The sequence below is a fragment of the Fodinibius sp. AD559 genome, from assembly GCF_052712805.1.
Genome location: NZ_JBQPVW010000003.1, coordinates 197,545 through 220,841 on the forward strand (window position 1 = coordinate 197,545; position 23,297 = coordinate 220,841).

General features: G+C 43.8%; 16 protein-coding genes. 13 read left to right on the forward strand and 3 right to left on the reverse strand.

The genetic code is table 11. The features are described 5' to 3' along the window. The first annotated feature begins 12 nt into the window (after nucleotides 1-12). The 12 genes from ACQ4LT_RS06580 (at nucleotide 13) to ACQ4LT_RS06635 (ending at nucleotide 17,123) form a co-directional block, all read left to right on the forward strand. Nucleotides 13-423, forward strand: a complete 411-nt coding sequence (locus tag ACQ4LT_RS06580) for a hypothetical protein (protein ID WP_445665237.1) — start codon at nucleotides 13-15, stop codon at nucleotides 421-423. After that, nucleotides 424-2,589 carry a penicillin-binding transpeptidase domain-containing protein gene (locus tag ACQ4LT_RS06585; RefSeq protein WP_445665238.1) on the forward strand — a complete coding sequence of 722 codons (2,166 nt, stop codon included), beginning with the start codon at nucleotides 424-426 and terminating at the stop codon, nucleotides 2,587-2,589. It begins immediately after the preceding gene. After that, nucleotides 2,586-4,067, forward strand: a complete 1,482-nt coding sequence (locus tag ACQ4LT_RS06590) for a UDP-N-acetylmuramoyl-L-alanyl-D-glutamate--2,6-diaminopimelate ligase (RefSeq protein WP_445665239.1) — start codon at nucleotides 2,586-2,588, stop codon at nucleotides 4,065-4,067. Before ACQ4LT_RS06585 ends, ACQ4LT_RS06590 begins: the two co-directional genes overlap by 4 nt. Continuing rightward, nucleotides 4,067-5,203, forward strand: a complete 1,137-nt coding sequence (mraY, locus tag ACQ4LT_RS06595) for a phospho-N-acetylmuramoyl-pentapeptide-transferase (protein ID WP_445665240.1) — start codon at nucleotides 4,067-4,069, stop codon at nucleotides 5,201-5,203. Before ACQ4LT_RS06590 ends, mraY begins: the two co-directional genes overlap by 1 nt. Further along, the gene (gene murD, locus ACQ4LT_RS06600; RefSeq protein ID WP_445665241.1) at nucleotides 5,200-6,567 is read left to right on the forward strand and encodes a UDP-N-acetylmuramoyl-L-alanine--D-glutamate ligase; all 1,368 of its coding nucleotides are present in this window, start codon (nucleotides 5,200-5,202) and stop codon (nucleotides 6,565-6,567) included. The genes mraY and murD overlap by 4 nt, the downstream gene beginning before the upstream one ends. A gap of 74 nt (nucleotides 6,568-6,641) precedes the next feature. Beyond that, nucleotides 6,642-7,832 carry an FtsW/RodA/SpoVE family cell cycle protein gene (locus ACQ4LT_RS06605; RefSeq protein ID WP_445665242.1) on the forward strand — a complete coding sequence of 397 codons (1,191 nt, stop codon included), beginning with the start codon at nucleotides 6,642-6,644 and terminating at the stop codon, nucleotides 7,830-7,832. A 49-nt stretch (nucleotides 7,833-7,881) separates the two neighbouring features. Then, nucleotides 7,882-8,994, forward strand: a complete 1,113-nt coding sequence (gene murG, locus ACQ4LT_RS06610) for an undecaprenyldiphospho-muramoylpentapeptide beta-N-acetylglucosaminyltransferase (RefSeq protein ID WP_445665243.1) — start codon at nucleotides 7,882-7,884, stop codon at nucleotides 8,992-8,994. Nucleotides 8,995-9,115: 121 nt separating this feature from the next. After that, complete coding sequence (murC, locus tag ACQ4LT_RS06615) at nucleotides 9,116-10,513, forward strand: UDP-N-acetylmuramate--L-alanine ligase (protein ID WP_445665529.1); 1,398 nt, start codon at nucleotides 9,116-9,118, stop codon at nucleotides 10,511-10,513. A 27-nt stretch (nucleotides 10,514-10,540) separates the two neighbouring features. Continuing rightward, nucleotides 10,541-11,287, forward strand: coding sequence for a cell division protein FtsQ/DivIB (locus ACQ4LT_RS06620; RefSeq protein ID WP_445665244.1), 747 nt, complete (start codon nucleotides 10,541-10,543; stop codon nucleotides 11,285-11,287). 137 nt (nucleotides 11,288-11,424) lie between these two features. Next, nucleotides 11,425-12,690, forward strand: coding sequence for a cell division protein FtsA (gene ftsA, locus ACQ4LT_RS06625; protein ID WP_445665245.1), 1,266 nt, complete (start codon nucleotides 11,425-11,427; stop codon nucleotides 12,688-12,690). 100 nt (nucleotides 12,691-12,790) lie between these two features. After that, on the forward strand, nucleotides 12,791-14,119 hold the full coding sequence (gene ftsZ, locus ACQ4LT_RS06630; protein ID WP_445665246.1) for a cell division protein FtsZ: 1,329 nt from the start codon (nucleotides 12,791-12,793) through the stop codon (nucleotides 14,117-14,119). Nucleotides 14,120-14,384: 265 nt separating this feature from the next. After that, a complete protein-coding gene (locus ACQ4LT_RS06635) occupies nucleotides 14,385-17,123 on the forward strand; it encodes a prolyl oligopeptidase family serine peptidase (RefSeq protein WP_445665247.1) in 2,739 nt (912 codons plus the stop codon). Between the two features lie 85 nt (nucleotides 17,124-17,208). Here ACQ4LT_RS06635 and ACQ4LT_RS06640 read toward each other — a convergent pair whose 3' ends face one another. The 3 genes from ACQ4LT_RS06640 to ACQ4LT_RS06650 form a co-directional block, all read right to left on the reverse strand. Further along, the gene (locus ACQ4LT_RS06640) at nucleotides 17,209-18,813 is read right to left on the reverse strand and encodes a sensor histidine kinase (protein ID WP_445665248.1); all 1,605 of its coding nucleotides are present in this window, start codon (nucleotides 18,811-18,813) and stop codon (nucleotides 17,209-17,211) included. 147 nt (nucleotides 18,814-18,960) lie between these two features. Then, a complete protein-coding gene (locus ACQ4LT_RS06645) occupies nucleotides 18,961-19,770 on the reverse strand; it encodes a sulfite exporter TauE/SafE family protein (protein WP_445665249.1) in 810 nt (269 codons plus the stop codon). Beyond that, a complete protein-coding gene (locus ACQ4LT_RS06650) occupies nucleotides 19,770-20,555 on the reverse strand; it encodes a PhzF family phenazine biosynthesis protein (protein WP_445665250.1) in 786 nt (261 codons plus the stop codon). Before ACQ4LT_RS06650 ends, ACQ4LT_RS06645 begins: the two co-directional genes overlap by 1 nt. 310 nt (nucleotides 20,556-20,865) lie before the next feature. On the opposite strand from ACQ4LT_RS06650, the gene ACQ4LT_RS06655 reads away from it, so the two are divergent. Next, on the forward strand, nucleotides 20,866-23,268 hold the full coding sequence (locus tag ACQ4LT_RS06655; protein ID WP_445665251.1) for an endonuclease MutS2: 2,403 nt from the start codon (nucleotides 20,866-20,868) through the stop codon (nucleotides 23,266-23,268). Nucleotides 23,269-23,297 lie beyond the last annotated feature (29 nt).

The window sequence follows — 23,297 nt, forward strand, 5'->3', positions numbered from 1 at the left end:
ATAAAATCTCCGATGAAAAAAGACAAAGTAAAAAAGAACAGGCGATCTAATAATAAAAAATCGTCTCGTTCCTCCAACCGCATCCTTATTAACGGAAGTAACGGCAATAAACGAACCAATGGATCAGCAAAAAAGAAAAAGGGCATATCTTTTCCCAAGCTGAAACCCTGGAAAGTAATTGTTGGAGCTATCGTCTTGGGAGCATTGGGTATCGTTTACCTCAATCACGTATTTGCTACCCAGCAGCTGCTGCGCGAGGTCAATCAGCTTGAAGCCGAATATAATCGCGTTCATCGAATGCATACCGACTACAAACTTATTTACGATCGAATGATTGGTCCGGCCGAAATTTATGAAAATGCTCAAGAAGCAGGCTTCATTAATGGCGGACCAGCTGAAAAAGTAATTGAGGTGGAAAAGTAGATGAAAAATACTCGTTCTGCCATATTAAATCGGATGTTTATGGCCTTTGGCCTGGTACTATTGATACCTTTTGCCATAGGACTGCAGCTTTTTCGCGTCAATTTTATAGAGGGTGATGAGCTACGCAATCTCTGGAACGAACAGGCTATTGATTATATATCCATACCTGCACAGCGGGGTAATATCTACGACCAAGATGGCAGCTTGCTTGCGACGAATAACGTAGTATTTAAGGCGGCCATCGATCCTAAAATTGAAGGGCTGACCAATACACAAATTGGTCAAATTTGTGATACGCTGGCTAAATACACCGGTAAACCTTCACGATTTTATCAACAAAAAATTAGGAAAGCTCCCAACCGGTCACGATATGTTGTTTTAAATAAAAGCATTGATACCGAAGCCCACGAGGCGCTGCGCCAACTCAATATTCGGGGCGTCATCCTGGAAGAGGAATATAAGCGAATGTACAATTTTGGAACATTAGCAGCCCATACCCTTGGATTTGTAAATCACGACCTTAATGGCATGACGGGCCTTGAAAAAGAATATGATAATCAGCTTCGTGGTGAAGATGGCGTACAGCAAGTTCGACGCGATCGCAACGGACACATCTATGCCTATTTGGGCGCACCTCGAAAGCAACCACAGCAAGGGCATTCGCTGCATACAACCATTGATTCTCACATTCAAGCTATTGTAGAAGAAGAACTTAAAGCCGGGATTGACAAAACCAGATCCACCAGCGGTTCCGCTATTGTTATGGATCCCCAAACAGGAGCCATTAAAGCGATGGCTAATTATCCCACATTCAATCCCAATAATCCTGCCTCCCTTAACAGTACGAACCGCAGGAACTTTGCGATCTCGGATATGATCGAACCCGGCTCTACTTTTAAGCTCGTCACATCCATAGCGGCCGTCGAGCAAGAGAAGGTACAGTTCGATGAGCAGTTTGAAACCCCCGAAGACGGCAAAACATTGATACACGGGCAATGGATGCGCGACCACGAACCAATGGGAACCCTTTCGTTCCCCGAGGTGATTCAAAAATCATCAAACGTGGCCACGGCCCAAATCGCTATGCGCCTGTCAAAAGACGCATTCTACCAATATGCACGAAATCTGGGATTTGGCACTCTCACTAATATTGATCTCCCAAACGAAGAGAGCGGACGACTCCCGAAACCGTACGAGTGGAGTCAGGTTACGCTGCCCTGGATGTCAATTGGATACGAAGTACAAGCTACCCCCATTCAGATTGCACAAGCATATGCTGCCTTTGCCAACGAAGGAACAATGATGCGTCCCTATTTGGTAGAAAAGATTACAAATGGCCAAGACGAAATTGTTCAGCAAACGAACAAAATACCCGTACGAAAAATTGCCAAGGAGTCTACCATTAACAAACTGTATCCCATTTTCAAGGATGTTGTTTCCGATTCGGGAACCGCTGAATACGCTCAGGTCGACGGACTTTCGATTGTAGGTAAAACCGGTACGGCCCAAAAGTATATCAATGGTCAATATCGTAACGAATATCGATCCTCGTTTGTGGGTGTATTTCCGGCAGATGACCCTAAATACGTATGCCTTATTGTGCTTGATGACCCCGATACCTATCCCCCATACGGTGGTGTTACGGCGGGACCCATTTTCAGAGAAACCGCCAACCGCATTGCCGGGCTGGATAATGAAATTGAAAAGCACATACTGCAAAAAGAACAAGAAGATGACGTTTGGGCTTTTGCTCCCAACCTAAAAGGGTTGACAAAGAACGATGCCAAAGCACTGCTACAAAAACAACAATTGCCTTACAAATTACAGGGCAATGGCGATTGGATTACAAACCAAACTCCCGCAAGCGGAACTGAATTAACACCAGACGATGAAATTGAATTAACGCTATCTAACACCATTGCTGAAACAGAAGTACAGGAGTTACCCGATGGATATTCTCTGATTCCTGATGTGGGTGGAATGAGTATGCGCAAAGCAATGGTACTGCTAAATAACCGCGGTTTCGAAACTCAAAAAATTGGCTCCGGAACAATATACAGGCAGTTTCCCCGTCCCGGTGATATGATGAAACAGGGACGTACCGTAACCATCCGCGGCAAAGCAAAACCACTGGAATCGCTAACAGCAAATAAATCAACCGAGTGACATTCGATAAGCTTATATCGCTTTGTAAACCGATCGACGTCTCCGGACCGGAGCCGAATAGCATCGGTATGCTCCGTCAGGATTCCCGAAAGGTAGAAGCGGGCGATGTGTTTATTGCTATTAAAGGGTTCCAGGTTGACGGGCACTCCTTTATTGATGATGCCATTGCCAATGGCGCTTCTGTAATTATTTGTGAAGACCCATTTTATTCTGATGATGACGTATGCGTTGTTGAAGTTCCGGATACGCGTTCACTGATTGGCCCGTTAGCACAGGCATTTTATGACAATCCTGCTAATAAGTTGACGCTCATCGGTATAACCGGAACCAATGGTAAAACAACGGTTGCCAACCTGGTTTATCAAGCACTACAAAAACTGGGAGCCAAGCCATCCCTGTTGGGAACGATTGCAAAACGCATCGGTGACCAAGAGATGGAAAGCAAACTTACGACTTCAGATCCCATTGAATTAGCCAGCGATATGGCTCAAATGGTTGAGTCTGGATCAACTCACTTGGTGATGGAGGTTTCATCGCATGCACTCGACCAGCAACGGGTTCATGGTGTCGATTTTCAGATTGCCGCATTCACCAATCTAAGCCACGACCATCTTGACTATCACGATGATCTGGAATCATATGCGAAATCAAAAAAGAAATTATTCGATAATCTTAATCCCGATGCAACGGCTGTTATTAATGGGGATGACGATTATGCCAGTTTTATTGTGATGGACTGCCCGGCCTCCGTCATTGACTTCAGCTTTAATAAGGCCCTTGAAGTTGATTGTCAGGTGCTTTCAAATACGATGAATGGATTGGTAGTCCGCATTGGCAAAGTTATGATTGAAAGCCCGTTAGTGGGTACTTTCAACGCCTATAATTTGAGTCAAGCCTTTTTGATTTGTCGTTCGATGGGATATCAAAATGAAGAAGTGAAAAATGCATTGGAAACTTCTACCGGAGCCGCCGGCAGACTGGAACGCGTTGAAGGTTCGGGCAAAGACGGTAATCCTGTAGTATTGGTGGATTATGCTCACACCCCCGATGCCCTCGAAAATGTGGCCTCAACACTGGCTGACATCAAAACCAAAGGCCGAACGTTGCATATTGTTTTTGGATGCGGTGGCAATCGTGATAAAACAAAGCGACCGAAAATGGCAGAAATTGCTGAATCGTATGGCGATAACGTTACCGTCACGTCCGATAATCCTCGTAACGAAGATCCCGATGCTATCATCGATGACATAATGCAGGGATTTGACAATCCAGAATCCATCACACGAATTACAGATCGCAAAGAAGCTATTGAACAAGCCATTAAGGACGCGGACGTCAATACCATGATTTTAATTGCCGGCAAAGGGCACGAAACCTATCAAGAAGTTGCAGATAAACGTCACGATTTTGACGACCGTGCTATTGCCCAGGCAGCATTAGGTAACAGAAAGGTGAATCCTAAAAATGAGGATACCTAATGCTATACGAACTCTTACATTGGTTAGAAGTTAACTATCAGCCGCCCGGCTTTGGCGCATTTGAATTTATCACTACGCGGGCGGCTATTGCCGCAGCCATGGCTCTGTTTATCAGCGTGATGATTGGCCGACGTATTATTGAATGGCTCGAAAAGATGCAGCTGCGCGAAGTTATCCGCGAAGATATTGGACTGGATACACACCTCGGCAAAGCACACACCCCTACTATGGGTGGACTGATAATCCTTCTGGCCATTCTTATTCCGGCAGTTTTTTGGATGAAGATGGATAGCATTTATACCTGGATGATTATCCTCGTTACGTTCATTCTGGGCGTAGTCGGCTTTGCTGATGACTATATCAAGGTAGTTAAAAAGGATAAGTCAGGTCTAAGCGGAAGACTCAAAGTAGCCGGACAGGTTACTGTAGGCTTATTACTCGGGCTTACGCTCTACTTTTGGCCGGAGTTTCAGGAATTCAATACGCTGTCCACTGTGCCATTCCTAAAGAATGTAAACATTGATTACGCCGTATTGGGAGAAGCACTCGGCTGGGTCATTTATATCCCAATGGTCATTTTCGTAATAACAGCTGTAAGCAACGCCGTGAACCTAACCGACGGTCTTGATGGCCTTGCAGCAGGAACATCGGCTATTGCCGGACTAATTCTCGGCATTTTTGCTTATGTATCCGGCCGAACCGATTTCTCAGATTTCCTCGATATCATCTACCTGCCGGGAGCCGGAGAGTTAACCATATTCGCGGCATCATTGGTGGGGGCCTGCATGGGATTTCTGTGGTACAATGCTCATCCCGCCTCCGTGTTTATGGGAGATACCGGTTCGTTAGCGCTGGGCGGGTCTTTTGGAGCCCTGGCTCTTATGCTGCACAAAGAACTGTTACTGCCTATTATCTGTGGAATATTTTTTGTAGAAACCGTTTCAGTAATTATCCAGACAACCTATTTCAAATATACAAAACGAAAATTCGGTGAGGGGAAACGAGTCTTTTTAATGACTCCGATCCACCATCACTTTGAGAAAAAAGGACTACCTGAATCCAAAATTGTAATTCGCTTTTGGATTATTGCCGTGCTTCTTGGAATTCTAAGCCTCTTAACCCTCAAGCTGCGATGAGAGAAGTTGCTAACAAACATATCGTTGTTGTGGGAGCCGCCCGAAGCGGGCTGGCTGTGGCATCGCTATTAAAGCGAAAAGGAGCCGAAGTATTTGTGACCGATCACGGTACCATTGACGAATCTGTAAAGAAAAAACTAAATACACTGGGCATCGATTTTGAAGAAAACGGACATACGAGTAAAGCAGAAGGGGCATCTTTTTTAGCCATCAGTCCCGGTGTACCAACCGAAGCACCCTTGGTGCAAAAGTATTTAAATAGTGATAAAGAAGTGTATTCGGAAATCGAAATAGCCAGCTGGTTTAATAAAAGTCCGATTGTGGCGGTAACCGGAAGCAACGGAAAAACAACGGTAACAAATTGGCTGGATCATACTTGGGAAAAAGCCGGGCGCGACCATATAACCGGTGGTAATATCGGATACGCCTTTTCTGATAAAGTAGACCAAACATCAGAAAACAGCGAAGCCCTATTGGAAGTCAGCAGTTTTCAGCTGGATCATATAGATACCTTCCACCCGAATATAAGTGTGTTGCTAAATATTACGGCGGACCATCTGGATCGATATAATCATAATTTTTCAAGCTATGCAAAATCAAAATTTCGAATTATAGAAAACCAAACTGGTGAAGACTGGTTCATCTACAATTATGATGATCCAACAATTGCCAAGCATATAGATTCGCTTAAAAAAAAAGAAGATGCTCCTCGGCTTCTGCCCTTTTCAACCAGCGAAGATCTTTCAGAAACAGATGGAGCTTTTATTCGAAATCAAAACATCATTTTAAAAATAAATAAACAAGAAGAGGTACTAATGCCAACTCGTGATGTTAAACTTTCCGGTAAGCATAATTTAAGCAATGGACTTGCTACGGCTCTTGCCGCTCGTGCTTCCGAAATTAAAAGTGATGTCATCCGTGAAAGCCTGCGTACTTTTGAAGGTGTAGAACACCGCCTTGAACTGGTGCGCAAGGTCAACGGAGTAAAATACATTAACGACAGTAAGGCAACTAATATCAATGCAGTGTGGTATGCCCTGGATAGTTTTGATGTTCCTATGACCATCATCTTGGGCGGACGTGATAAAGGAAATGATTACTCAGAGTTAGTCAATCAAATCCAAGAGAAAGTCCACACGATTATTGCAATGGGAGAAGCTCAACCAATGATCGAAGAGCAGCTAAAATCGGTCGTTCCTAATTTTAAAACTGCTGAGGATATGAATCACGCAGTACGATCGGCCAAGGAGGTAGCCAAGCGCGGCGAAGTAGTTTTACTGAGCCCGGCATGCTCCTCTTTCGATATGTACGACAATTACGAACATCGAGGAAACGAATTCAAAAAAGCAGTAAATCGACTTTAACAACTCAGCCTTGAGTTTTCAGCTATCTATATATCATCAGATAGCTGAAAGCTGAAGACTGAAAAACAAAAATTATGTTATACACAACGCCAAATAAAAACATATCATCCATACTGGGCACCAGTACAGATGACATTGATACCCCCAAGCAAGGGAGTGACCGTATCCTGCTGGTATCAGTAATTCTATTGATGATATTTGGTGTTCTGGCAGTGTACTCATCCATCGCCTTTTTTGCCGAGACCAAACATACTACGGCCGGCAATCTTGTTGCAGGTCATGCGGTAAAAGTGGGTATCGCTTTTCTGGCCATGCTCATTGTTTCGAAAATTGACTATCACCTCCTGGCCAGGTTTAGCCGGTTGGGCGTAGTATTTAGCTGGATACTGCTAATTGCCGTCATGGTATTCGGGAATGAAGTATTCGGTGCCAAACGATCACTAAGTATTGGCGGTGTTTCATTCCAGCCGGCGTCGTTTGCAATACCGGCACTACTCATTCACATTTCTGTGCTTTTAGAGCAAAAGCAGGAATACATAAAAGATTTTAAACGAGCTTTTCTACCCATCATGTTTTGGGTGGTTATTACCTGCGGCCTTATCGGTATCGAAGACTTTAGCACTGCGGCCTTGCTGTTTTCTCTGTCCCTACTGGTCATGTTTGTCGGACGTATTAGTATGATGCAGCTAAGTACGCTGATACTGATCGGCATTATGGGGGGCGGTGTTCTCATTTGGCAATCTCCTGAGCGACAGAGCCGCATCGATCAATACGTGGACCAAGTTGTAGAAATAAACAGCACCAAATTTAATATCGAAGAAGGATACCAGGCGCAACAGGCCCATATTGCTATTGCAAAGGGCGAACTATTCGGCGTAGGTATTGGCAAAAGCACACAGCGCAATTTTCTCCCGGCACCCTACAATGATTTCATCTTTGCGATCATCGCTGAAGAATACGGCCTATTAGGGTCTGGACTGGTCATACTATTATTTACAGTCATTCTATTTCGAGGTATTGCAAAAATCGCTAAAAATGCCCCGGATATCATGGGAATGCTCATTGCTGTAGGCTGTACTCTTACGATTGTCCTTTACGGATTTATTAATGCCGGCGTTGCCAGCGGGTTACTTCCGGTTACAGGACTACCGATGCCCTTTGTGAGCTATGGCGGAACCAATATTCTTTTCGCCGGAATTATGATTGGTATCCTCATGAATATTTCAAAATACGATAGCAGTAAAAAAGCAGTGTTTTATGCATAGTGCTGTAACAAAGGACATATCATCACAGGACAAACCAGACTCCGCTGCTATGGGCAAAGTAAAAGTGCTCATAGCAGCCGGAGGTACTGGCGGTCATGTATACCCGGCCATCGCCATCGCCGATGCGCTACGGGATTCCTCTGCCAATACTGAAATACTTTTTGTTGGTACGAAAAGTCACATGGAATGGGAAACCGTATCCAAGGCAGAATATGATATTACCAGTATCTGGATCAGTGGATTTCACCGACGATTTACAATTAAGAACCTGTTATTTCCTGTAAAACTGGCAACAAGCATTGCTCAGAGCTTATTTATCATCAAAAAGTTTAATCCTGATGTAGTAATTTCATGCGGAGGATATGTTGCCGGGCCGGTAGGATGGGTGGCAACAAAAATGAGTATTCCTCTTGTCATCCAGGAGCAAAATAGCTTCCCGGGGATAACCAACCGCATGCTGGCTAAAAATGCAGAACTCATTTTTACTGCTTTTGGTGATGCCGAAAAGTATTTCCCAAATGAAAAAACGCAACTGGCCGGTAATCCCACGAGAAAATCGCTGGGTCGGACCAACCGCAAAGAAGCATTGCAAGCATTTAACTTTAGCAACAATAAGAAAACGCTGTTGATACTCGGCGGAAGCGGAGGTGCGAGAAAAATCAACCAGGCAATGCAGAAACATATTAAAACACTGCACAACGACTTGGGACTTCAAATCATCTGGCAATGTGGAAAGCGCTATTATGACAAGCTCCGCAGTGATACAAAACCACAGAACTTTGAACATTTGAGGCTTAAAGATTTTATCCATGATATGCCAGCTGCTTATGCGGCTGCCGATTTAGTGATAAGTCGAGCAGGAGCTCTCTCCTGTTCGGAACTCGCTCTAACTGGAAAACCGAGCATTCTCGTACCATCACCTAATGTTGCCGGTGACCATCAAACTAAAAATGCACGATCTATGGTTGATAACGGTGCTGCAAAATTAGTGACTGATGACCAGTTGGTAAAAAGACTGCCGAATGCTGTTCAGGAAATTATTGATGATGAACAGCGACTTAAAGAAATGAGCAAAGCAGCTAAAAACTTAGCACAACCAAATGCTGCCGAAGAAATAGCAACTGAAATAATAAAATTGGTCCGTAATAAAAAACAAAATTAGTGTCACCTGAATTTATTTCAGGATCTAAATAATCCTGTTGAATAGATGCTGAAACAAGTTGAGCATGACATGTTCGAGATAAAATAAATATAAAATGAGTAAGCAAATACAAACACAACCTATTTTCGGTCGAACCCGCCATATTCATATGGTAGGTATCGGTGGAATTGGCATGAGCGGCATGGCCGAGATATTGCTCCAAAAAGGATATCACATTACCGGTTCGGATGCCAATATGGGGGAAACTATTGAACGACTGCAGGAACTTGGAGCCGAAATATCTATCGGGCACGATGCAAAAAATATAGAAGGAGCAGATGTGGTTGTGTACACCAGCGCGGTAAAAGCTGAAGAAAATATTGAAACCAGCGCCGCCCTCGGTCAGGGAATCCCGGTAATTAAACGCGCCGAAATGCTGGCCGAACTCATGCGTATGAAATACGGCGTAGGTGTGGCCGGTACTCACGGCAAAACGACCACCACAACCATGATTGGACACGTTATACAGGATGGCAGCTTTGATCCTACCATCATGGTAGGCGGCAAAGTGCACAGTTTTTCCGAAACAAACGCCGTGGTTGGAAAGGGCGATATTATTGTTGTTGAAGCAGATGAGTTCGATCGAACATTTTTACGACTTACTCCGAGCTTAGGCGTTATCACCAACATCGAGGCCGAACATCTGGATATTTATGACAGCCTCCAAGATGTGAAAGAAGCTTTTATAGAATTTGCCAATAAGGTTCCGTTTTACGGCGCCGTGGTGCTTTGTCTGGATGATCCCAATGTACGAAGTATCATTCCCGAGATTGAACGCCGCACCACTACTTATGGATTAACACCCCAGGCACAAATACGTGCTGTTGATATTGAGGTCGATCACTTTAATAGTAGATTTACGGTTATCAATGAAGGGGAAGAACTCGGTAAGATTAATCTACAGGCTCCCGGTGAACACAATGTAAAAAATGCGCTGGCTGCTGTAGCTGTAGGACTTGAGCTGGACATTGATTTTGAGGATATAAAATCCGGACTTGAACGGTTTGAAGGGGTGTTCCGCCGTTTCCAATTAAAAACAGAAAAAGACGGCGTAATGGTAATTGATGATTACGCACATCATCCCACAGAAGTACAGGCTACACTTAATGCAGCACGAAAAGGATGGAAAGATCGTCGCATTGTAGCCGTTTTTCAGCCACATCTGTTTTCGCGGACCCAAGAACTTTACAAGGAATTTGGACTCTCATTTTTCGATGCAGAAGTATGTGTCATCACCGATGTTTATCCATCCCGCGAAGAACCCATTGAAGGCGTAACCGGCAAACTTATTGCTGATGTAGCAAAAGAGTACGGGCATCGAAAAGTGCATTATGTAGAAGATAAAAACGACTTGCCGGTGAAACTAAAAGATATTGTAGAACCGGGTGATGTGGTCATCACCATGGGAGCCGGCGACATTTATAAATACGGCGAAGAATTTGTAGAAGCATTGGAAGCAGGAATATCAAAATTGAAATAAATATTAACACAGCTTCAAAGCATCTAAATGACTGAAAACAAGCAACATAACGAATCTCAAAACAGCAACGCCTGGCCGTGGATTGCCGGTGCGGTATTTGTTCTGGGATTAGCAGTTATGGCCGGGCTGTACTGGAACTCAACGATGAAGGTGCAGGAGGTTCAGTTTGAAGGCAACCATTTTGTGTCGGTTCAAGATCTGCAACTGGTGGAAGTTCCAACAGGCATTAGTCCCGACAGCATAAATTTTGGGGAAATCAGAAATCGATTTGAGGAGTTACCTTATGTCAAACATGCTGATATCAGTGTAGAACCAAGCGGTACTATGAATATCAGTATTTCTGAACGACAGCCGGTTGCCCTTTTAATAGATGATAAGAAGAAAATTTATATCGACGATGAAGGAATCAAGCTACCTATTGTATCGGGAAAAACTGTTGATATACCGATTCTCTATGGGTTTAGCGCTACGCCTATGCAGGATACACTGCAAAGCAAAGCTTTTAAAACCGCTTCTGATTTTCTAACAGCTGCTCGCAATAATGATGTGGCCGATGCTACGATAAGTGAAATAGCTTGGTCTTCGTCTAATGAGGGTATTGTAGCCCTGACGAATCAGAATGGTGTAAAACTAATTTTTGGAGAAGGAGATTTTGTTACTCGACTTCGTAACTGGGAAGCATTTTATGGCAAAGTCATCAAACAAGAAGGAATTGAAAAAATGCGTTCAGTCGATCTGAGGTTTGAAGGACAGATCGTAACGCGTGAAAAATAATATTGAAGCAAAGTGTCATGCTGAACTTGTTTCAGCATCTAAAACAGAAAATTGAATGATTACAGATCCTGAAACAAGTTCAGGATGACATAGAAAAAAGAGTTTAATCAATCACATAATAGTACGTGGATAACATTATGGAAGAACAAGAAGATAGAATTGTCGTTGGTCTGGATATTGGCACTACAAAAGTATGCGCGATTGTTGCATCTATCGATCCACAGGACAGAATAAATATCCTGGGAGTAGGTAAAGCACCAAGTGATGGACTGAATCGCGGCGTAGTTGTGAATATCGACAAAACGGTAAATGCCATCCAAACAGCTGTTGAACAAGCTCAGCTGGCTTCAGGTATTGAAGTTAATTCTGTAAACGTTGGCATTGCCGGAGACCACATCCGCAGTATGCGCAGTAAAGGAGTAATTACCATCAACAACCGCGATAATGAAATTACGGTAGATGATGTGGAGCGACTGCTTGAAGATTGTCAGCGCATTATGCTACCGACCGACCAACAAATTATCCACGTGATACCACAGGAGTTCGTTGTTGACGGACAGGATGGCATCAGCGATCCTGTGGGCATGAGCGGCATGCGCATGGAGGCCGAAGTCCACATCATTACAGGACTTGTCTCGGCCGCCAAAAACATTTACCGATGTGTTGAACGCGCCGGCTACCAGGTCGCCGATATTATTCTGGAGCCGCTTGCTTCTTCCTATTCCGTACTCGATGAAGAAGAAAAAGAAGCCGGTGTAGTACTGGTGGATATTGGTGGCGGTACTACGGATGTAGCTATTTTCCAGGACAATACGATTCGCCATACGGCCGTCATTGCCATTGCAGGTAAAAAGGTAACTGATGATATCCGGGTCGGATTAAGTGTGCTCGATGACCAAGCAGAAAAGCTTAAACGGGAGCACGGCGAAGCCTATGTAGATTTGATCGAAGAAGATGAAGCCATTACCGTGCCCGGCATTGCAGGACGTCCACCGAAGGAAATTACAAAAAGCATTCTTGGCAAAATTATCCAAGCTCGCATGGAAGAGATCCTGGAAATTGTGGCCATTGAAGTAAAACGCAGCGGCTACGCCGACAATCTCAGCGCCGGGGTCGTACTCAGCGGCGGCGGTTCGCTAATAAACAATATATGTCCCCTAGCCAACGAAATACTCGGCATGGATGCCAAGATTGGCAAGCCGATCGGGCTCAGCGGCGGACTTATTGAGGAAGTCAATAACCCAATTTATGCAACGGGTGTGGGACTGGTAATGCATGCTATCAAAACCGGTTCCGGCCCTACAAACCAAGCTATTGTTCCGTCATCCACCAAAGGTTCGAGCGTGGAGAAAGTGATGAATCGTATCGCTGAACGGATGAAGAGCTGGTTCAAAGAACTTTAAAAAAATGCCGACAGCCATATCTGCTGTCTCAAAGAGAAAAATATATAGCAATCAAATAGCAATAAATAGTACACAGCAATCTAAAAAAGGAGTAAATATTATGTCTAACCTCAACTCTCGTTTTAGTTTTGACATCGACGGTCAAGACAATGCGAAAATAAAAGTGATAGGTGTTGGAGGCGGCGGAGGTAATGCCGTTAACAACATGATCGAAAAAGGCCTGACCAGTGTAGAGTACATCGCTCTTAATACTGATGCACAGGCCCTAAAAAACAGCATGGCTGACCTTACCATCCAGGTGGGTGCCAACCTTACCAATGGACTTGGTGCCGGGGCACGCCCCGAAATTGGCAGGGAAGCCGTGGAAGAAAATCGACATGAAATTGAAGAAGCCATCGAAGGCGCCGATATGATTTTTGTTACGGCCGGCATGGGTGGCGGAACCGGGACGGGTGGCGCGCCTGTAGTTTCAGGTATTGCCAAACGCAAAGGTATCTTAACAGTCGGTATTGTAACTACTCCCTTCGACTGTGAAGGTCCCAAGCGGATGAAATACGCCCTTGAGGGTATTACTGAACTCAAGAAAAATAGCGACACCGTAATTGTGATTCCCAATGAGCGGTTGATGGATATTGCCGATGAGGATACCACCTTGCTCGAAGCATTTGAGCAGGCTAATCAAGTGTTATACAATGCTACCCGCGGTATTTCGGATCTTATCCTGATGCCCGGACTCATCAACCTTGACTTTGCTGATGTGCGTACAACCATGCTCGACGGTGGTGCTGCCATTATGGGGGCTGCCAACGCAACCGGTGAAGATCGCGCTGAAATTGCGGCTCGTGAAGCCATCAATTCGCCTCTACTCGATGGCGTAAGCATTAACGGTGCGCGCAATGTATTGGTTAATATTTCGTCTGGAGCAAACCTTGGAATGCAGGAAACCAATACGGCAACCAGCATCATCCAGCAAGAAGCCGGCGAAGACGCCGAGATAATTCTCGGTACGGTGCTCGATGAAAGCTTTGAGGATGAGCTTCGGGTCACCGTCATTGCCACCGGATTTGACCTGGCTGAAAGTAACAAAGAAGCCCGCGTAGCTCCCAATGAGAAAAAGAAAAAGGCCCAAAAGAAAGCGGACAATGAGGAACTGGATATGCCAAAAGCCAGTGATGTTACCGGGCACAGTCGGTATTCTGCAACGAATGAACCTTTTTATAAAGGTGAGAAAAATCTCAAGCAGATGGATCAGCCGGCATTCCACCGACGTGGACTTAAAAACGTGCGACCCCTAAACGATGATGAGAAAGAGGAAAAAGAAATGCAGGACGAGCAGGAAAAAAGTAACGAACTACTCAATAATCGTCGCGAGCGAATCGACAAAACTGATTCTGATCAACCGGCGTTCCTGCGCAAAATAATGGATTAATTGTTGATTTGAATCCTGTTTAGATTGCTATGTACATAACGGATGACTGATAACTATCAGCTTCATCCCAATCCCTTTACTCTGGGATTTTGATTGCTATAAACAATAAAGGAGTCCTTTGATCGGGACTCCTTTTTATTTGCCTTCCCTTTAAAACTTTATAGATATAACAAACTTATAATGAAATCGTAAACAAGAACTGTTTTCCATAAAGAATCATTTTTTGTACTGTTAAAGCCTTAACATTCAACAAAAAGTCATCACAATGCGGTTTTCAAAACTTTTTTTACTTTCGCTTCTAACCTTTCTCTTCTCTTTCCATTCACTTACAGCCCAAGATCAAAAGCAAAAACTCGAACCTGAAGATTATGACCAATGGCAACACATTTCTTCAACTGATCTTTCTGCAGACGGGAACTGGTTTTCTTATAACATAAGTCTGGAAGATGGCGATGGATGGTTAATCATCAAGGAGGTCGGGGCGGACTCTACCGATGAACATAAATTTATGCATGGAGAACGAGTTGACTTTTCTCAAAATAACAAATGGGCCGCTTTTCTGATTGGGGTCTCCGAGGATAAAAAAGAACAGCTCAAAGAACAGAAAAAGAAGGTTCGCTTCAAATTGGGGCTCATGAATTTGGAAACCACCAATGTAGATACCTTTCAAAATATTCAGGAGTATACTTTTTCCGATGACGGGAAATACCTGGCTATGAAAAAATATAAGCCCGAAGAAACCGAGAACGATGGAGCTGACCTGATCCTGCGTGATCTTTCCCAGGGAACAAACCAGTTGATTGGAAATGTCTCGGAATATGCCTTTAACGATACCGGATCACATCTGGCTGTCCTTCTTGATTCGAATGAAAAACTTGGAAACGGCGTGCATCTTTATGACTTGCCTTCCAATCGAGTTACCGTTCTGGACAGTGATACAACAACCTATAAAGATCTAAGCTGGCATGAGGATGAAAATGCATTGGCATTTCTAAAAGCAAAAGAACACGAGGATTATGAGGATGTCACACACCGTATTTTAGCATTCAAAAATCTCGATGGAAGCTCCCAAAGGTTCGAATTTCATCAACAGAAAAACAACGCTTTCCCAGAAGATTTTCGTATTGTTGATTACCGCTCACTGGAATGGTCAGAGGATGGTAACACCCTGTTTTTTGGGATTAAAGAGTGGGAAAAGGCTACGACGCCAGACACAACAAAAGCTGAATCAAAGGATGATCTTGATCCCACTAACGTAGAAGTATGGCACTGGCAAGATGCTGATATCCAGCCTAAACAAGAGGTGTTGGTCAATCAGCTCAAAGAAGAGAACCACCTATCGGCCTGGCATCTTGATGAGAAATCTTTTGTCCGGCTCGGCACCGAACAGTTTGATCAGCTTAATTTAACAGGTGACCAGCAACATGCCGTAGCATACGATCCGCATCCCTATGAACCACAATTTGAGGAAGACTGGCGGGATGTCTATTTAGTAGACGTCACCACGGGTGAATCCCAGCAAATTCTGGAGCGTCAAGAGCAAGTACGCACATCTCCCGATGGCAGATACCTGCTCTATTTTAAAGATCAGAACTGGTGGACCTACGATATTGAAAATCAGAAACATCGCAATTTAACAAATGATATTGATACACGATTCGAGAATTATACAAACGTAAATGGACGCGAACACCGTAGACCGTTCGGAACGGGAGAATGGTCAGAAGACGATTCCTGGATGCTGCTTTATGATCGGTATGATACCTATAAGGTTTGGGCGGACGGCAGCAATTACCAAAAAATTACAGAAGGCAGCAACGACAAGATCCGTTACCGACAAGTTCGCTTTAAGTATGACAATGATGGGATAGCACCTGATGAAAATATTTACTTCTCTATGTACGGTGATAAAACCAAAGATCGTGGATATGCTCGTATCAAAGACAACCAAACTGCCGAGACACTGATTTATGATTCCAAGATGTTTAGCAGTCTTGGCAAAGCCGATTCAACAAAAAATTTCGTTTATCAAAAACAGTCGGCTACCGATTCTCCCGATTATTTCTATGTTGATAATGACTTTAATGATCCGATTGCACTTACGTACACCAATCCGCAGCAAGATAAATATCACTGGGCGGACGATGAACTGATTACCTTTACCAACGAAAATGGTAAAGAGCTCGAGGGACGCTTGCTTTATCCGGCGGATTATGATCCCGATAAATCCTATCCGATGATTACCTATATTTATGAAGAGCGATCACAGACGATGCATAGCTACAGTCCGCCGTCAAAGAAAAGTCCATATAACTTTCGTCGCTACTCTTCGGAAGGCTATTTCGTTTTTCAGCCGGATATCACCTATGAACTGAGCGATCCGGGTGTATCAGCGGTTGAAAGTGTAGTTCCAGCTGTAGAAGAAGTTATTAACACCGGCATGATCAATGAAGAACAGATTGGACTTACGGGACACTCTTGGGGAGCTTATCAAACCACCTTTATTATCACCCAGACCAACCTGTTCAATTCTGCCGTCGCAGGAGCCCCGCTTACGAATATGATCAGCATGTATAATTCGATCTACTGGAATACGGGTACCACAGATGCCAAGATTTTTGAAACGAGCCAAGGCCGATTTCCTGAACCCTGGTGGAAAGACTGGGATAAATTCGTAGAAAATTCTCCCATCTTTAATATGGAAGGCGTCCAAACGCCGTTGCTGGTTGAGTTCGGTACCGACGACGGAGCCGTCGACTTTAACCAGGGTGTGGAGCTATATAATACAATGCGACGCATGCAAAATCCTTTTGTGATGCTCGTATATGAAGGAGAAAATCATGGATTGGCGCGCGAAGAAAATCAAATTGATTACGCCACCCGTGCCTTTGAATGGCACGAACATTATCTGCTTGGCAAAGAAGCTCCGGAATGGATTACTGATGGGCTTCCCTACCTGGAAAGACCGGCAATGCAAGAAAAAGAAGAGCAACAAAACGAGTGATTTGTAATCTCGTCAGGTGGCATATCATGCTACCTGACGATTACTTAAAGTATTTGTTCTTTACTGCTATGCAATAATATTACCTTTACACGGTTTGCTGCGGAACCCGTATCTCAATCATTGATGTTTTCTTATCGACAATTTCAATCTCTCCCTGTAGCTGTTTAACCAGCGTGCGGATTAACTTAAAACCCAGTGTATCTTTCGTTACCTCTTCAAAATTATCCGGTAGCGGATGACCGTTATCCCTTACTTGCAAGAAAAGCTCATCATCTCTCATATCCAGCGTTACAAATACCACTCCCTTCGGCAGATCAGTAAAGCCGTGCATAAATGCATTTACCATAAGTTCATTCAAAATCATGGCAAGAGGTACGGCCCGCTCGATATGGATATCAACATCTTTGGCATTCATTGATACTTCGATCTGCTGTTGTGCAGTTTCAAACGATTTTTGTAGCCGATTGGAAAGTTTTATTGCAAAGCTTTTTAAGTTCACTTGCTCAAAGGTTTGCGATTGCACCATTGTCTCATGGATTAACGCCAGTGAACGAATCCGAGAATAGGAATCTTTTAAAATCTCATCATTTGATTTTTCCTCCTCCCCCTTTAGCTGTAGCTCGAGCAAAGCTAATACCATCGTTAAATTATTGCGTACCCGGTCATGAATCGTATCCAGCACGATATCACGTTCATCGAGCGCTTCTTCTAACTTTTTTTGACTCTTTATCAGTTGATCAGTCTTTCGATCCACTTCTTCTTTGAGATTCTTATTCCAACTTCCTACCAGATAAGTGCTCCCCGTCCCTAAGACAAGCACCAAACCGATAGATATCCAGGAAATAATCTCCAGGGAATCGTTTGATTGTATAATTCTTTCTCCAACACCGGCCTCCAGTGCATTAACTTGCTGATACAATGTTTCGGTACCTAAAATCTTAGCAGCAATAATAAAAAGTAATAGCACTACGGTAACACTTGCTATAGAAGTGTAAATCCATCCCAACGTAACATTGGGCAATGGGAAATCAGGAAAAGTTCTCTTGCGGAATCGTCTCACTAAAGGAGTGAACAAATACAAAATAGGACCAATAATAAAGACTGATTGTAAAAACATACCCGTCCACCATCCCTTCCAAAGAGTTATGGTTTCAAACGCATTTAATCCAAAAAAGTCGCTCCATACAAATGATCCCAGTGAACTTGCAATAGCCGCGAAAAATGATATGACTACAAAAAATGCGATACTCTTAAAATCCTGTAAGGCAGGATCAAACGGCAAGCAATAATACGCCAGTCCATAAATAGCTAACCCCAACACAAAGGCAATCCCAAATAGCAGTCCCCAGTAATAGGTTATTGAAGCCGAAAAAGTGATAACAAATCCAGATAAAAAAAGAGGTATAAATCCCCATTCAAATCCCATCCAAAACAGTAGTAACGTACCCAGTATTAATGGGGGATAAAACAAAAAAAACTGGTTTATAGTCGTCTGGTCTTCCTCGAATAACAGAAATTCGGTTGGAGATATCCAAACTACAGAAACGATGGATATGGCTATAATAAACACCCATACTACCAACAATGATACTACTCTTGCTGATGTAGGATTATACTCTTTTAATAAATAATCAAGCGGCAGAGGCAACCAGCGATCAGAAGCAACATTATCTATCAACTGTTTCTCCATTTTTTATCCCAACCAATTTTTAATCACACGCTTAATTTTATTCAATCTGTGAAATTTATGCTTTGAGTCCAAAAGTAATCTCTATGATAAATATCTCTTTGAGTCATTCGGCTCAATAATAACTACTTATCCAATCGGCTTTTCAGATCAAAAAACTTCGATAATTAATTTAATAGCCATGGCAATAGCCAATACCGAAAACGCATACTGCAAATAACGACGATTGATTTTCAGATTAAACAGAGCCCCGAGAAATCCACCTAACAATCCTCCAACCGCCAGCGGAAAAGCCGCCCCAAAATCCACATAGCCCCAATGAAATTTCGTGAGTGTTCCTATCCCGCTTTCAACCAATCCGAGCTGCACCCAGCCCGAAAGAGAAATCAAAACAATAGCCAAAGAAGAAATACTAACTGAGCGAGCAAAGCTTTTTTTAAAGACTAAATTCAGCAACGGCACCATTACACCACCGCCGCCAATACCGGCCAAAGCAGCTACCAATCCCCCAAGTCCACCGGTAACAAACGATTGAGGCAACGTTACAGCTGTATCATTTTGCTCAATTTCTTTTTTATTTCTTGCACCTCGGCGATAAAACATATAAGCCACATATAACAGCAACAGACTAAAAAAAATGACAAACTCTTGCTGGCTGTAGTATGACGATGTAATTACAAGCTTGCCCAAGTACACTCCACCCGCTCCCATCAAGCCAATTGTCATACCCTCTGACCAATAAAAGTTCTTCTGTTGAAATTGACGGACAGAGCTTCCAAAGGCCGCAATAAAAGTACAGAAAAGCGAGCTTCCAATAGTTAGAACCACAGGATTTTCAATACCCGCATCGCTAAATACGATAAACAAAATAGGCGTAAACAGGATGCCGCCGCCCAAACCAAAAAGCCCAGCGACAATACCTGCCACAACTCCCAATAGTAAAAGTATCAGTAATTCCATTATATTTCCATCTGTCCTTGCATCACCGTACAAGCTTCACCTGCTATCTCAACACGGTTATCCTTGTGATGGCAATATACCGTTCCCCCGCGCCGTGAGACTTGTCTTCCTACCAACTTCTTTTTCTCCAGCCGCCTGCCCCAATACGGCGTCAACATGGTGTGAGCCGAGCCGGTCACCGGGTCTTCATCCACCCCGGCATTGGGAGCAAAAAATCGCGATACAAAATCAAAGTTATTACCGTCAGCGGCCGCCGTAACAATAATACCGCGCACATCTGCTTTAGCCAACGCTCGAATATCCGGATCTAAATTACGAACTTGCTCTTCAGATTCTACCACATACAAATAATCTGTATCCCGATAGAGTTCTTTAGGCGGAACCCCTACAGCCTCCTCCAAAAAGTTAGGACTCTCTGTCCTATTTAACTCTGCGGCCGGAAAGTTCATCACCAATCTATCTCCTTCTTTCCGTACCATCAATTCACCACTGTTGGAATCAAAACGAATGATTTGCTGACTATAATCCAGATGCTCAAAAAGTACATGAGCTGAAGCCAGCGTGGCATGTCCGCACAAATCTACTTCGGTGGTAGGAGTAAACCAACGTAGCCGATAGCCCTCATCCTGCTCGACAAAAAAGGCCGTTTCCGAAAGATTATTTTCCATTGCTATCTGCTGAATCAGCTCATCAGGCAACCAATTATCCAGCGGACATACCGCGGCAGGATTACCCTCAAAAGGTTCTGAGGCAAAGGCATCAACTTGGTAAATTGGTAACTTCATATCGATTTCGGTAGTTAATTCTTTGATTACATCTCCCCCTCGAGGGGAGTGTCCTGATTTATCAGGACGAGGGGTATTTATGATTTACACCTCCCGATCCAATCCGTGTTAGCAGATTGGCCCACCCTCCTCAAGGAGGGATTTTTCATTGTGACTTCAATTAAGAATAATTTTACTCTTTTCAAATTCATCATTTCCGCGGGAAGAAGCTTATATTAAGAACTATTTAAAACTATCAATCTACTTATACATTTACAGATTCTGATCCCGGAAGCCTTCGGGATAGGATGACAGGAGACAAAAAACAGATATGCACTTATTCCCGGAACATCTGAGCGATAAAATTGGATTTGAGTCAATTCGTGAAGCTACCGTTAAAAAAGCTCAATCGGATATAGCGCGCAACCGGCTCAAATCCCTAATGCCTTTTTCCGACCGGCAGGTTATTGAACGCAGGTTGGCACAAACCAAAGAGATGATGGATCTGCTGCTTAACGACTCGGCTTTTCCCTTGCGCAACTTGCATGATATCCGCGACTATCTCGATAAAGCCCGGCCAGAAAACAGTATTATACCACTGGAAGCTTTTGTAGAAATTCTGGAACTCAGTATTACCGCGCGTGTCGTTAAATCCTACATCGATCAGCGCAAGGAACACTATCCTGCCCTCAAAGACATTTCGGTTGGACTTATTCCACTGAAAGATTTGGAAGAAACCCTGCAAGATGTTCTTACTGAGAATGGGGAACTTCGAAGCGATGCCAGTCCCAAGCTGCAATCCATCCGAAATAAGATTAATAAGCGAAAAAATGATCTGCGTACAACTATCAATCGGGTGATGGGGCGGCTTTCCAAGGAAGGGATGACCTCTGATGAAGGTGCCACCATCCGCAATGGACGAATGGTGATTCCTGTTCAGGCCGAGTACAAACGGAAAGTACAGGGATTTGTGCATGACGTCTCCTCATCGGGCCAAACGGTCTACCTGGAACCGGTAGAAGCACTAGAAATCAACAATGAAATCCGTCAGCTCGAATCCGAAGAAAAACAGGAGATCGAACGCATTCTCCGCGAGCTAACGACGCATGTTCGGCAACAGAGGGATTCCATCCGTCAAAACCTGAAAACATTAACTACCTTCGATATTATTTTGGCCAAGGCGCAGCTCAGTATCGATCTGGATGGATTTGTGCCCGTCATTTCAGAAACATCTCATCTCTATCTAAAAGAAGCTTACAACCCTCTGTTACTGCTTAAAAACCGGCAAATTCCCAAAGAAAAACAGGAGAAAGTGGTTCCATTGAATATGGAACTTACCGAAGATGAGCAATGTCTCGTTATTACGGGCCCAAATGCCGGCGGTAAATCGGTCGCACTCAAAACGCTGGGCTTATGCAGCATGATGATACAGTCCGGATTTGCCATTCCAGCCCGAGACAGTTCAGAGATTCCCATTTTCAACAGCATTTTTGTAGATATGGGCGACGATCAATCCATCGAAAATGACTTGAGTACATTTTCATCGCGTCTTGAATGGATGAAGCATACCTTGGATAATGCCGATGACCAAAGCCTGGTTCTGATTGATGAGGCAGCAGCGGGAACAGATCCCGAAGAGGGCGGCGCACTGTTTCAATCCCTTATTGAAATCCTGATGGAACGCAAAGCTAAAACGCTGGTTACCACACACCACGGCTCACTCAAAGTTTTTGCCCATGATCATAAACATGCCGTGAATGGCTCGATGGAATTTGATCAGGATACACTTTCTCCCACCTATCGATTTAAAAAAGGCGTACCCGGTAGTAGCTATGCGTTTGAAATTGCTGAGCGGATGAAGCTTCAAAACGAACTTCTGCGTCGATCTCGTAGACTCCTCGGCGAAGCTAAAAGCGACATGGAAACGCTAATTACTGAACTCGAGTCCAAAACACAGGAAGCTGAAGAAATCAAAAGGAAGTACGATCAGCTCAAATCCAAAACGGAAAAAGAGCGGCATCGTTACGAAGAAAAACGCTCGGCCATCGAAAAAGAAAAAGAGCAGATTAGAGAGAAAGCGCTCAAGGAAGCCAAAGAAATAATGGACTCCGCTAACAAAAAAATTGAGGAAGCGGTACAGCGAATCGTCGAGCAGGGACAAAAAGATGATGAAACGATTAAAGAAGCCCGTGAAGAGGTAGAAACGCATCGCAAGAAAGTGACCTCAGAACTCCAAGAACTGGAAGAAGAACAGGAGGGGTATCAGGATTCATCCGACAAGCCGGAAGTGGGTGACTTAGTGCGTTTAAAAGACACCAACACCACAGGAGAATTAAAAGATGTAAATGGTAAAAAAGCCGTTATATCTGCCGGTGGGTTACGCGTCAAGACAAAATACAATAAGCTCATTAAAGTTGAGGACGCTTCAGATCGCAAACCTACAAAGCAAAAGGTAAAAGTTAATTTTGAGGACGGAAGCCGATTTAAGATGGTAAAGCCCCAACTCAGCATTCGGGGCATGCGCGGCGATGCCGCAATGAAAGAAGTGCAGCGTTATATTGACGATGCTGTGGCCGCCGGTAGAAGTGATGTTCAAATTATCCATGGCAAAGGTGAAGGAATTCTCAAAAAGCTGGTACACGAATACCTCGACAAACGCAAAGAAGTTCAAGGGTATGAGATGGCTCCTATTTCACAGGGCGGAGCTGGCTGTACTATTGTGAAATTTAAATAGTATCAGCCACAGATTAACACAGATCTTAT

Coding starts and splice junctions, on each gene's coding strand:
- ACQ4LT_RS06580 (WP_445665237.1), top strand. CDS start 13: ATGAAAAAAGACAAAGTAAAAAAGAACAGGCGATCTAATAATAAAAAA.
- ACQ4LT_RS06585 (WP_445665238.1), top strand. CDS start 424: ATGAAAAATACTCGTTCTGCCATATTAAATCGGATGTTTATGGCCTTT.
- mraY (WP_445665240.1), top strand. CDS start 4,067: ATGCTATACGAACTCTTACATTGGTTAGAAGTTAACTATCAGCCGCCC.
- murD (WP_445665241.1), top strand. CDS start 5,200: ATGAGAGAAGTTGCTAACAAACATATCGTTGTTGTGGGAGCCGCCCGA.
- ACQ4LT_RS06605 (WP_445665242.1), top strand. CDS start 6,642: ATGTTATACACAACGCCAAATAAAAACATATCATCCATACTGGGCACC.
- murG (WP_445665243.1), top strand. CDS start 7,882: ATGGGCAAAGTAAAAGTGCTCATAGCAGCCGGAGGTACTGGCGGTCAT.
- ACQ4LT_RS06620 (WP_445665244.1), top strand. CDS start 10,541: ATGACTGAAAACAAGCAACATAACGAATCTCAAAACAGCAACGCCTGG.
- ftsA (WP_445665245.1), top strand. CDS start 11,425: ATGGAAGAACAAGAAGATAGAATTGTCGTTGGTCTGGATATTGGCACT.
- ftsZ (WP_445665246.1), top strand. CDS start 12,791: ATGTCTAACCTCAACTCTCGTTTTAGTTTTGACATCGACGGTCAAGAC.
- ACQ4LT_RS06635 (WP_445665247.1), top strand. CDS start 14,385: ATGCGGTTTTCAAAACTTTTTTTACTTTCGCTTCTAACCTTTCTCTTC.
- ACQ4LT_RS06640 (WP_445665248.1), bottom strand. CDS start 18,813: ATGGAGAAACAGTTGATAGATAATGTTGCTTCTGATCGCTGGTTGCCT.
- ACQ4LT_RS06645 (WP_445665249.1), bottom strand. CDS start 19,770: ATGGAATTACTGATACTTTTACTATTGGGAGTTGTGGCAGGTATTGTC.
- ACQ4LT_RS06650 (WP_445665250.1), bottom strand. CDS start 20,555: ATGAAGTTACCAATTTACCAAGTTGATGCCTTTGCCTCAGAACCTTTT.
- ACQ4LT_RS06655 (WP_445665251.1), top strand. CDS start 20,866: ATGCACTTATTCCCGGAACATCTGAGCGATAAAATTGGATTTGAGTCA.